This is a genomic window from Dysgonomonas sp. GY75 (assembly GCF_015234155.1).
Classification (GTDB): domain Bacteria; phylum Bacteroidota; class Bacteroidia; order Bacteroidales; family Dysgonomonadaceae; genus Dysgonomonas; species Dysgonomonas gadei.
This window is the reverse complement of the sequence record NZ_JADCLQ010000011.1, coordinates 1-11,150: the sequence shown is the minus strand read 5'-3', so window position 1 is coordinate 11,150 and position 11,150 is coordinate 1. Positions and strand designations below refer to the sequence as shown.

Annotated in this window: 10 protein-coding genes and 2 pseudogenes; 7 read left to right on the top strand and 5 right to left on the bottom strand. The window is 37.3% G+C overall.

Annotated elements, in window-relative coordinates; translation table 11 throughout:
* Window positions 1-257 precede the first annotated feature (257 nt).
* Genes IR083_RS05090 through IR083_RS05080 form a run of 3 tightly spaced genes read left to right on the top strand, consistent with a single transcriptional unit; the run spans window position 258 to window position 3,452 of the window.
* A complete protein-coding gene (locus IR083_RS05090) occupies window positions 258-1,481 on the top strand; it encodes a tyrosine-type recombinase/integrase (protein ID WP_194223502.1) in 1,224 nt (407 codons plus the stop codon).
* A 59-nt stretch (window positions 1,482-1,540) separates the two neighbouring features.
* A complete protein-coding gene (locus IR083_RS05085; RefSeq protein WP_194223501.1) occupies window positions 1,541-2,437 on the top strand; it encodes a tyrosine-type recombinase/integrase in 897 nt (298 codons plus the stop codon).
* A complete protein-coding gene (locus IR083_RS05080) occupies window positions 2,424-3,452 on the top strand; it encodes a tyrosine-type recombinase/integrase (RefSeq protein WP_194223500.1) in 1,029 nt (342 codons plus the stop codon). The genes IR083_RS05085 and IR083_RS05080 overlap by 14 nt, the downstream gene beginning before the upstream one ends.
* Before the next feature lie 77 nt (window positions 3,453-3,529).
* Here the strand turns inward: IR083_RS05080 and IR083_RS05075 are convergent, their stop codons facing one another.
* Window positions 3,530-4,387: a tyrosine-type recombinase/integrase gene (locus IR083_RS05075; RefSeq protein WP_194223499.1), complete on the bottom strand. Its 858-nt coding sequence runs from the start codon at window positions 4,385-4,387 to the stop codon at window positions 3,530-3,532.
* Between the two features lie 546 nt (window positions 4,388-4,933).
* Between IR083_RS05075 and IR083_RS05070 the strand changes: the two genes are divergently transcribed.
* The 3 genes from IR083_RS05070 to IR083_RS05060 are packed head-to-tail and all read left to right on the top strand — an operon-like array spanning window position 4,934 to window position 7,965.
* Entirely contained in the window at window positions 4,934-5,968 is a 1,035-nt protein-coding gene (locus IR083_RS05070) for a tyrosine-type recombinase/integrase (protein ID WP_194223498.1), read from the top strand.
* Window positions 5,961-6,935, top strand: coding sequence for a tyrosine-type recombinase/integrase (locus IR083_RS05065; RefSeq protein ID WP_194223497.1), 975 nt, complete (start codon window positions 5,961-5,963; stop codon window positions 6,933-6,935). The genes IR083_RS05070 and IR083_RS05065 overlap by 8 nt, the downstream gene beginning before the upstream one ends.
* Complete coding sequence (locus IR083_RS05060) at window positions 6,919-7,965, top strand: tyrosine-type recombinase/integrase (protein ID WP_194223496.1); 1,047 nt, start codon at window positions 6,919-6,921, stop codon at window positions 7,963-7,965. The genes IR083_RS05065 and IR083_RS05060 overlap by 17 nt, the downstream gene beginning before the upstream one ends.
* A gap of 27 nt (window positions 7,966-7,992) precedes the next feature.
* Here IR083_RS05060 and IR083_RS05055 read toward each other — a convergent pair whose 3' ends face one another.
* The 4 genes and pseudogenes from IR083_RS05055 to IR083_RS05040 form a co-directional block, all read right to left on the bottom strand.
* Entirely contained in the window at window positions 7,993-8,853 is an 861-nt protein-coding gene (locus tag IR083_RS05055; RefSeq protein ID WP_242052367.1) for a tyrosine-type recombinase/integrase, read from the bottom strand.
* Window positions 8,822-10,060: a site-specific integrase gene (locus IR083_RS05050; RefSeq protein WP_194223495.1), complete on the bottom strand. Its 1,239-nt coding sequence runs from the start codon at window positions 10,058-10,060 to the stop codon at window positions 8,822-8,824. Before IR083_RS05050 ends, IR083_RS05055 begins: the two co-directional genes overlap by 32 nt.
* Window positions 10,061-10,208: 148 nt before the next feature.
* Window positions 10,209-10,550 (bottom strand): annotated as a pseudogene (locus IR083_RS05045) (toprim domain-containing protein); the annotation flags it as partial.
* 81 nt (window positions 10,551-10,631) lie between these two features.
* Window positions 10,632-10,886: a DUF4099 domain-containing protein gene (locus tag IR083_RS05040; RefSeq protein WP_194223493.1), complete on the bottom strand. Its 255-nt coding sequence runs from the start codon at window positions 10,884-10,886 to the stop codon at window positions 10,632-10,634.
* A gap of 84 nt (window positions 10,887-10,970) precedes the next feature.
* On the opposite strand from IR083_RS05040, the pseudogene IR083_RS24445 reads away from it, so the two are divergent.
* A pseudogene (locus IR083_RS24445) lies at window positions 10,971-11,150 on the top strand (DDE transposase family protein); the annotation flags it as partial.

Sequence of the window (11,150 nt, the reverse complement as noted above, 5' to 3'; positions counted from 1 at the left end):
TTCTATGGATAATATATTGATTTAAAGAATTATTACATTTTAGTTTAGGATTTGTTTTGGTTTAGGATTCGTTGTTTGCATTGATACATGTCCGAGGATATCCCTGATAATATCCGAAAGTTTGTATTTCATCCGTTATCCGAACTAAAATATAATCCTAACTAATAGGATAAAGTGCTTATTTATAACACCAAAATATAATTAGAGTTAGGATTTTATTGTATAATTATGACATTCAAACCATTAAAATATATAATATGGATGTCAGTAATCTACAACAAAATTATCCTATTTTAATCCGCTATTTGAAAGAGGATGAGTATTCTAAGGCTTATATTGGTGAAATTCTCACTGGCATAAGACAAGTGTTAAGAGAGGCTACCAGTGCGGACATTAAATCGTATGAAGAGTACTTCGAGTTTATTCACACCAAATTTTCTTCAAAATCAACACTTCATCATAAGTATAAGATAATCGGTAAAATCAAACAATTCGACCTATACGGCATCTTACCAAAATGCAATCGTCGTTCCGGATTCCTAATGCCGGATAAGTATTCGAGTCTATCTATTGAATATAAGCATATTATTGACAATTTTGTAGTTTCTGCTAAGTTGAGAGGAGTATCCGATTCATATTTATGTGTTACAAAAGGCGCTGCTGTTCGATTTTTCTACTATCAACAAAGTCTTCATTATAACACTCTAACTAATATTACTGAAAATAGTACATTAAGTTATTTCAATGAAGATGGCAGAATAGTAAGGGGATACCATGTCATGAAGCAGGTAAAAGCCGTTTTGAAGGAAAATCTGTCTTCTTATCCGGATTGTCAACGCATCATATCATATCTTCCAGCTTTGAGAAATCGACGTAAGATATATCCATTTCTTGAAAAAGAAGAACTTGATAAGTTAAAGAATTTTCTTGATATGGAAAGCCCAGACATACCTCTTCGGGATAGGACAATTCTTATTATGACCATGTATACAGGTTTACGCGGATGTGATATCAGAACTTTGAATCTTGACAATATAGATTGGGCAAATAACTTAATTCATATTGTACAAAGTAAGACTGATAATTCATTGATGCTACCTCTCAGACCTGTAGTTGGAAACGCCATATGGGATTATATTGAATATGAACGACCAGAAACTGATTGTCAGAAAGTATTCATAACTACTTATAAGATAAAGAAAGGTTTAACGTCATCTGCAATAAATCAAATTGTGCAGACGGTATTTAAGAAGATTAATATCAGACCGGATGGAGGGAAGATAGGACTGCATCTTTTTCGTCATAGTATAGCAACAAAACTCCTTGCAAATGGAGTTCAGGCTCCAATCATTACAGACATACTTGGTCATGATTCTCCTGTATCATTAGAAACATATCTTGCCACGGATTTAGCCCGTCTTAAGGAATGTGCTTTAAGTATTGAAAGGTATTCGGTCAGAAAGGGGGTGTTTGATATATGAGTAAAAATAATCAAATGACATTCAATGAAATGTATAGCACTTATTTAAAATTCCGTAGGATGTCCGGATTGAAGGAATCTACCATTTTCGGTTTGATTCAATTTTATCGTGACTGTAACAAATATTTTCCTAATCAGGTATCTCTTACAAAAGAGATGGTTGATTCCTGGATTGCAAAACGTGATACTGAAACCGATTTCTCTAACCGATCAAGAATCGCTCCTATTCTAGGGTTTCTTAAATATATTGATAGCAGAGGTTGGATTGATTTCAAGATACCCGAACTTCCGAAAGTAAAAGGTAAGAATCCTATACCCCATTCTTTTACAGAAGATGAACTAGAAAACTTCTTTCGTGCGTGCGATGAGTTAGATGATGGCCCAACCCTAAATGTAAAACTAAAAAAAATAGAAGTTCCAGTATTTTTCCGGCTTCTTTTTAGTAGTGGAATAAGGACAACAGAAGGCAGGCTCCTAAGGTGCGAGGATGTTAATCTTAAAACCGGAGTCATTACTATCCGGCATACAAAGGGTTATAACGAACATATGATAGTACTGCATGACACAATGAGAAGTCTTATGGTTAAATACGATTCAGTAATCTGCCATTTATTGCCCGACAGAAAGTTTTTCTTTCCCGCAGTTCATGATAAATGCCATTGGAACCAATGGGTATCTAATTGTTTTATGGAAATGTGGTTTAAGTACAATACCACAAAGACAGTCCCTTATGCTCTCAGGCATAATTATGCTATAGAAAATATCAACAAATGGGTCAATGTAGGCTATGAGGTGAATGATAAGTTGGTTTCCTTGAGTAAATCTATGGGACATAGCAACTTGCAAAATACATTGTATTATTATAGCCTTGTTCCTAAACTTCACAAAACCATTGAAGATTTGTCCGGCAATACATATAACCATTTAATTCCAGATTTACCAGATGAAGAAGACTGATGCCCTTGAAGTAGCCAGATACTATGTCAATTGGATTGACGATAGTGTACTTTGCAAGAGTACCAATACAACGCGTTCATATGAGTTTGCGATGCGATTGTATATGGAATTCTTAGAAACAACGAAAGGAGTACGTTCAACCTCTTTCAGTTCCAGTAATGATTTCTCTCAAGAGAACATCAAAGAATGGCTTATATGGCTAAATAATATACGTAGATGTACCCCTGAAAGTTGTAACGCCAGATTCTCTTCCCTTAAATCTTTTCTAAAGTATTTGGGTGGACAGAATATGAAATATAGGTATTTATATCTTGATTCTTTGAATGTTAATCGACTGAAAGAGAAAAAGAGAAAAGTAGAAGGTATGACAGAAAATGCCGTTAAGGCTCTGATGGAAGAACCGGATATCTATACTATTACCGGATATAGGGATGTGGTTTTTATGGCTTTCATTTATGGAACTGCAGCTCGAATTGATGAGATACTGTCCGTAAAACTATCTGATTTAAAATTGGACACAAAAGATGCGTATGTAACAGTATATGGTAAAGGTAATAAACTCAGAACTCTTTATCTCCCACCTAAACTGGTAATCAATATGAGAAAATACATCAAAAAGTTTCATGGAGTTAAACCGGATATGAACAATTATCTCTTCTTCTCAAGAGTTAAAGGATCTAAAGCTAAAATATCTCAGGAAGCAATGAATAAACGACTCAAGATTTATGCTAAAGCAGCTCATAAACGTTGCCAGGATGTCCCTCTGAATCTCCATTGTCATCAATTCCGGCATGCAAAATCGACTCATTTATTAAATGATGGTATGAATATAGCTCAGCTATCCAAACTGTTAGGTCACGCTCAACTAACTACAACGATGGATTATCTGGACATAACTACTGATATGCAAGCAAAAGCTATGATATCGTTGGAAGATGAAAAAACAAGATTGTTACCCCAGAAGTGGGGGAAAGGTAAAGATAAGTTGTCTGAATTGTTTAGTAAGAAGAAATAGTTCAAATATAATCCTAACTTAAGATAGATTAAGGAATTAGAAATCAGGTATTTTATCCTATTAGTTAGGATTATATTTTAGTTCGGATAACTGATATAGATAAGATTTACCCCTGCTTGAAGCAAGTGCATCGCCTTGCTATGACGTAGACAGTGCGGACTGATTCTTTCCGGAATCAAGTCGGGATTAACAATGTGCCCATTCCTTACATATCGCATCAGGATAAAAGTTATACCGGCATTACTCAGCTTTCCTCCTCGATTATTGGTAAATAAAGGTCGTTGATTATATGAGGGCTTCAATAATCCGTTTTCTTCCATATAATCCTTAAGCAAAGCTACTTGTTGATCTTGAAGTGGTACAAGTCGTTTTTTACGTCCTTTTCCAAACAGTGTGATATAATATGGTCTTGTTAAATGAACATCCAGTGGTGTCAGGTCAATGAGTTCTTGTACTCTGGCACCACTATCGTAAAGTAATGCTATTATAGCAAGATCACGATGTCCTTCCCTGGTTTCCGTTGGAATTTGTGAGAGAAGTAGTTTTATTCCATCTACATTAAGATAGTTCACTGATTGCTTTTCAATCCTCTTAAACTTTATAGACAATATATTTTGCCATTGCTCCATATGTATCACATCCTCATATTGAAGATATTTACAGAAAGAATGTATTGCAGAAAGCCTCTGGTTACGTGTGGATATACTGCATTGTTTCTTTTCTTGAAGCCATTGCAAAAAAGACAGTATATTGTTCCGCGTAAGAATGTCAATTGAGAGTTTATCTGCTTTGACATGATTTACCTCATCCATAAAATCAAGAAAAGAGGTGAAAGTGTTACCATAAGACCTTATCGTATTATGGCTTGCTCCGCGTTCTCCGGATAAATATTCCGTAAAGAAACGTGTTAAATATTTTGCAAAATCATTCTTCATATTGAACAGGGTTATTAGGTAGAGTCGGATATAAAAACTGTGTGATTGATTGCTCCAATTTGATAATATCCGGATACATTTCTTGCGTTAACCTAACATAAGTTTCCGTGCTGGAAGGTTTCGTGTGTCCAAGGAAAACAGATAAGATGGGAAGCACGCAATATATGTCTACTCCGAATTTGACTTGGTTCATCAAAGAATGAACGGCACAAGTATGACGGAGAAAATCAAAACGTTTTGATTTCTTAAGTTATCCAAATAAAAATAAAATCCAAACCTTTCATAATAATATACTGATTATCAATATCTATTTTTGAGGATAGTTTTGATTATATTACCTTGTTCTTTATACTTAATTAATAAGAAATGGAAGAACAAGATTTACAAACAAGAGTTCCTATTCTCCTTTCGTATTTGAAGGAGAGAGGGTATTCGCAGATCTATATAGATAGGTTTCGACGAACAATTAAACAAGTCCTTAAATTAAAGGCACAAGATTCGAGTATTACTTATGTCGACATTTATCAATTATCAGTAGAAAAAAGATTGGCTGCATCAACTTTACGGCATATACGTAGCATCTTAGGGTTAATTGAGCAGTTTGATGTTAGGGGGATATTCCCGGAGCATGTAAGAACAGGTTTTCTGATCGCTAAGGGTTATGACTTGTTGTCAGAAGAGTTCAGAAGGGCGATTGATATCTTTCGCATTGAAGGGCCAAAGTACGGAAAAAAGTCTGAAACTGTGTATCACGAGTCTCACAATGCCACTACTTTCTTCCTGGCACTTCAAAAGCTAGGTATCCATAACTTTGACCAGATTGAAGAAAAATACATTCTGTCTGTATTCAGGGACTATAGCTGTTCCTACAAAAAAAATGTGTCTGCCGTAATTAAAGGTTGCATCCCCTTTTTCAAGGAAGGGCTATGTCTCCGTGTATTGTCTTTCTTCCCTGAACTACGGGAAAAAAGACGTAATATACAATACCTCACAGAAATTGAGATATCGAAGATAAAGATTACATTAACTGACACGAACTCAAACCTTACCTTGCGTGACAAGGCAATAGGTCTGTTGGCAATGTTTACAGGATTAAGAGGATGTGATATTGCAGGACTTAAATTTTCCAATATAGACTGGATCAATGATTTCATTATAATCAATCAGCAGAAAACCGATGTCCCATTAAAATTACCATTACGGGCAATAGTTGGAAATACTATATATGATTATATTCGCAACGAACGCCCTATATGCCAATGCGAAGAAATTTTCATTACACAAACCACCCCTTATAAACAATTAACGTCCAAAGGGATGAACAATATAGCAAAGAAAATTATGCATATGTCCAACATAAGACAAAACCACGGTGATAGAAAAGGGCTACATATTTTCCGTCACTATTTTGCGACCTCCCTTTTGAAAAATGATATTCCACAACCGGTTATCTCTAATGTACTGGGACATACCTCTCCTAATTCTATAGTCGCATATTTGAGCGCAGATCTTGTCCACTTGAAGGAATGCTCCCTCAGTATCGAACTCTATCCTATAAGAAAGGAGGTTTTTGGTGAGTAAATTTGAATCGGGCATCGCTCCATTAATAGAACGGTTCATCGCTTTTAAAATAGCTTCGGATCATTGGAATAAATCCTCTTACGAACCCAATATTCTTCTTTTCGACAGATATTGTAAAAAGAACTATCCTAACGATTCGGTACTTTCGCAAGAAATGGTAGACGGCTGGTGCCAACAACGGAAAACGGAGTCAAGCAACTCATGTCGGCAACGGATCTATGTAGTTGCTACTTTCATAAGATATCTGAGATTGAGAAAGCTTACTGTAGTTGAGCCGCCACACCTTCCTCCTTTTGTTAAAACCGGATATATTCCTCATGCTTTTAGCAAAGAGGAACTTCTCCTCTTTTTTGACGCATGTGATAGTATCATTGGCAACCGTACTCAGGAACAACGGATCAGACGAATTACACTTCCGGTTTTCTTCCGGTTGTTATATAGCAGTGGTATTAGGACAACGGAAGCCAGGCTACTCAGAGTACAAGATATTGATTTGAGCACTGGAGTTCTTGATATTAAACTAACAAAAGGTTACAACCAGCATTATGTGGTATTGCATGATACGATGCTTTCACTTATGAGAAAATACGACGAGGCTATAGACCGGATTTTCCCCGGACGTGTCTATTTTTTTCCTTCACGCACCAATTCTTATCACACCCGCCAATGGGTTCAGGTTAACTTCCAAAAACTCTGGAAAAGTGCGAACACGTCATATGCCACTGCTTACGAACTTCGCCATAACTACGCAATTGAAAACATCAACCAATGGATAGGTTGTGGCATGGATTTCAACACGAAGTTCCTCTATCTTTCTAAAAGCATGGGACACAGTGTCTTTGAAAGTACGAAGTATTATTACTCATTGGTTCCTGGTTTGGCAGATATCATCCAACAGAATACTAACACGTCTTTTGAAACCATCATTCCAGACATAAATAATGAAAATAATGAAAAAACCGAATAAAGAGGCATGTCTGTTCGCGCGTTATATTCATGACTGGCTGCATGGATATGCTACCTCCCTGAAAGCAAACAGTCCGCATACCATAAAAAATTATTCTAATGCCCTTTCACTGTTTATACACTTTCTGGCATCCACAAAAAAAATAGACGGTTCAAACTTCTCTTTTAAGTTATTATCCCACACCTATATAGAAGAGTGGATTTTATGGTTGAAGAATACTAGAAGATGTTCTCCCGAAACATGCAACAATCGGCTCGCTTCCATACGAGCCTATTTAAAATATCTGGCAACCAGAGAAATTAGTTTCATATACCTTGCTCAAGAAGCTGCACTCATTCCAAGACAAAAAAGTATCAGGAAGAAAGTATGCGGAATGAGTAAGAAAGCTATCAAAGCTTTGATGAGTGTACCTGATACAAATACATGTACAGGAAGACGAGATATCACATTACTCGTTTTCATGTATAGTACGGCAGCAAGAATAGATGAAGCTCTGTCGTTGAAAGTGAATCAACTTCATCTTGATGCAGCTAAACCACATGTAACTATTGCAGGAAAGGGGAACAAGATCCGTACTCTTTATCTTCTGCCCAAGGCTGTGACTCATATCAATCAATATCTATCTGATTTTCATCCAACTATACCGAACCCTGACTCTTATGTGTTTTATTCACGTAACAAGGGATATCACAGCAAAATGAGTCAAACGGCTTTGGCTAAGCAGCTTAGAAAATATGCCGCCATAGCACATGAAATCTGCCCTGAAGTACCTCTTGGGTTGCATGCACATCAAATTCGACACGCGAAGGCCTCTCATTGGCTCGAAGACGGTATGAACATAGTCCAGATATCGTTTCTTTTAGGACATTCTAATATCCAAACGACAATGACATACCTGGATATAACTACCGAACAAGAAGAAAAAGCTCTCGCGACTCTTGAGGATGAAAACGAAAAGAAGATCCCTAAAAAATGGAAGAATAACATGAATACTTTAGCTTCTTTGTGTGGACTTTCTGATATAAAATAGAAAAATAAAATCCAAACTTATCTGAAATTACATTCTGTAAATAAGAGTATTGTTATGAAAGGTTTGGATTTTATTTTTGTTTGGATAACGCAAGTCATGAACTCTGGGACCGCGACCTGCTATATGAGGGATACCACAGTTTTTCAACACCATCATAAACCATGCATAAACACGGCTTTGATTCAAAGCAAGCCCGGATGGTGATATAAATAACCGTGCTTCCATGGAATTTGTATTTTTCAAGGGCAATCTGTTTCTCGCTTCAATATATTGGTTCAGTACTTGGAGCAATGAAGCATTGATTGGTATAAGCCGTTGTTGCTGATTTTTTGTTTTTCTGATTATAATCAGTTTGCGTTCAAAATCTACATCTTGGTTTAATAAAGAAGTAGCCTCACTGACACGCATGCCAGTACTATACAAAAGGCGGAGTATGGCAGGCATGGCAAAAAGCCTGCTGTCCAGATCTTCACGACTACCCATAAGAAGCGAATCACAGGCGGTAAAAATGGCTCCGATTTGCTCATGGGTAAAGATGTAGGGTACATAAGTATTATACCTCCTTTTGGGAAGTCGCGGTACGAAACAAGAAAACCCCAAGTGATTCATATACCGGGAAAACTGTGCAATTATAGAGTACTTACTATAAATAGTTTTTTCACTACAGTTAACTTGTGTGGCTCTCCATTTGGAGATTAGAGATTGGGTAATAAACAGAGTCTCGACCTGTTCTTTGATAAAAAACAAATCAAAGTCTTTGAGAATCATCTCAAAAGTTCTCCTCGAAAATCCCATTGCCTCTTTTGCATTTATAAACCTATGGATATATGGAGCAAAAATGCTGGAAAACTCATATTTAGACATAGAACGTTCCTCCTTTCTGTTCATAAAAGACCGGAGCGACCAAGGGGACATCAAGGGTACATTTAATCAAATTTGCAACATCTATACGAAGGTATTCCATTGTGCTTCTGGTATTATTGTGTCCCAATGTTTCTGATATTACAGGCAATGATACACCGTTGGACAATAGGCGGCTGGCAAGTGAATGGCGCATCGAATGCGGGCCGAATTTGCGTCCGCAGATATCTACTTCTGATCTGCTTATAATCCCTGAAACTGCTCGGTTTATCGAACTGCGAGTCATTGGACGATAAGGTGGACGGGCAGATAGAAATACTTCTTGCTGATCTGAAACCGGTCTTCCATATCTCAAATAATTAACAATGGCTTCGCCAACTCCTGCAAGTAACGGTAATTCGACTGGGTTTCCTGTCTTATATTGTGTGAAAATGAGTTTGTTATGCTCCCAATCTATATTGGCAAATTTCAAACTGTAAATATCGGATGACCGTAATCCTAATCTGGATGCAAGTAGTAGGATTGCATAATCACGTTTCCCGACATAATCATGTTGATCGACAGATGCTTCAATTTGTCTGATTTCATCAGCACTATATATCGAAGGAAGCTTTTCTCGCCGGGGAAAATGATTGCCTGCAAGAGTGTATTCTAAATTTTTACTTGTGTATTTATGAGTATTTAGAAACTGACAAAATTTTCGCATAACAAAATATCGATCCTTGAAATTTCTATTTGTATTTATGAAGGATAAGATATCCGACTCTTCAATCTCTGTTATTTTAGCCTTATTGTTGAGTTCTAAATACTCAATGAAATAACTAAAAATTCTACGGTACTTATCTACGGTAACCTCTTTACGGCGCATTTCTACAAGATTTTGCAAAAAAATAGTAGCTGCCTGACCTATTTCTCCTGGTAATGGATGTTCCACCAGATGCACAATGCGTTTCGGAATTAATCCGGTTTCTAAATACGCAGAAAGAATATGCACGCTACGAGTAAGAACACGCTTAGAGTGCAAGGCTAGCGTTGGTAGAATAGAATCTAAATATTCCTCACCAATATCAGGGGTGTAATTGACTACACCTCTCTCTTCTAAATAAGGCAACAGATACTCAATCCATTTCTTCTGATGTTGAACGATACAAGCTTCTGAGTATCCAAGATACTGCAAATGTTCTGTGCATTCTCGCATTAGAACATGGACTTCTTTGGTCTTTCTATTTGACATATAATTGTGTTTTAGTGGGTGGATTAGTCCACCCACTATATAAGTTACACAAAATATTATCAAGTATTATTATCAAAAGCATTATTGAATGCCAGTAGTTTATAGTCATACTTAGAAAGTAGCTTTGGATAATATTTTACTATTGATAATCACGTCCTGCATCCGTAGCCGCAATGATGCTGTCGCACCGGTTAAACACCTTGCCGATGACGCTTAGCTGTTTTGCCGCGACTTTGTCGGTAACCATCCCTTTAGCTGTCCTTTTCCGGCGGATGACCAGTTGGAACGGATCAGGCAAAATGGGAAGATTGGCGGCGGACGGCCTTGAATGTCCGTAGTGTCCGGGAAGGGCGAGCGAAACGAGATGCCCCAGAGCCCATGTAACCATATATCCGTTTCCGCTCATGTAGCCGTCGTGTTTTTCGGTTGCCCCGGCTATACGGGCAATATCCATGCCTACAGAAGGCTTTTCTGTCAATATCGCGATCATAAGTTATTGGTTTGTTTTTATAAAAGAGCCGTTTTCCCGCAGTTTTGATACTGACAGGGAAAACGGCGGGTTGGTGAACTGTTAAGCGGCAGGTTGGATGCCTGTGATTTCAAGTAACGGGGAATCCCCCTTGCGGACCAGTTGCAGGGTTGCGTCCATGACCACATCGACCCCCAACAGGATAAGGCTGAGCGGTATCACATTGGTTTTATTGCCGCTCAGCAGCGTATCAAGCTCTCCCGAATGTTCCAGGTCGTCTTTCCGGATACCGATTCCGGAAAGTTCATCCCAGTTCACGTCTTCCGCCTTGAAAGGCGTATTATTATTTGTTTCCATAAATTTTTATTTTATAAATAGAGTTTATATTTAATAGTTTATTAAATCGTTCTTTTACATATCTTTGCGATTGATTAATCACAAATGAAATACGACAAGATTCTAAAAAATCCGAAACAATTATTATCATTAACCGGTTTTAGTTTATCGGAGTTTGAAGCATTTTTGCCAACCTTTAAGTATCATTGGGAAGAATATCATTCTCATTTTACATTAAAAGGTCAGCCTCGCATACGAGTTTCTTATGGGAGAAAGAGCAGTCAA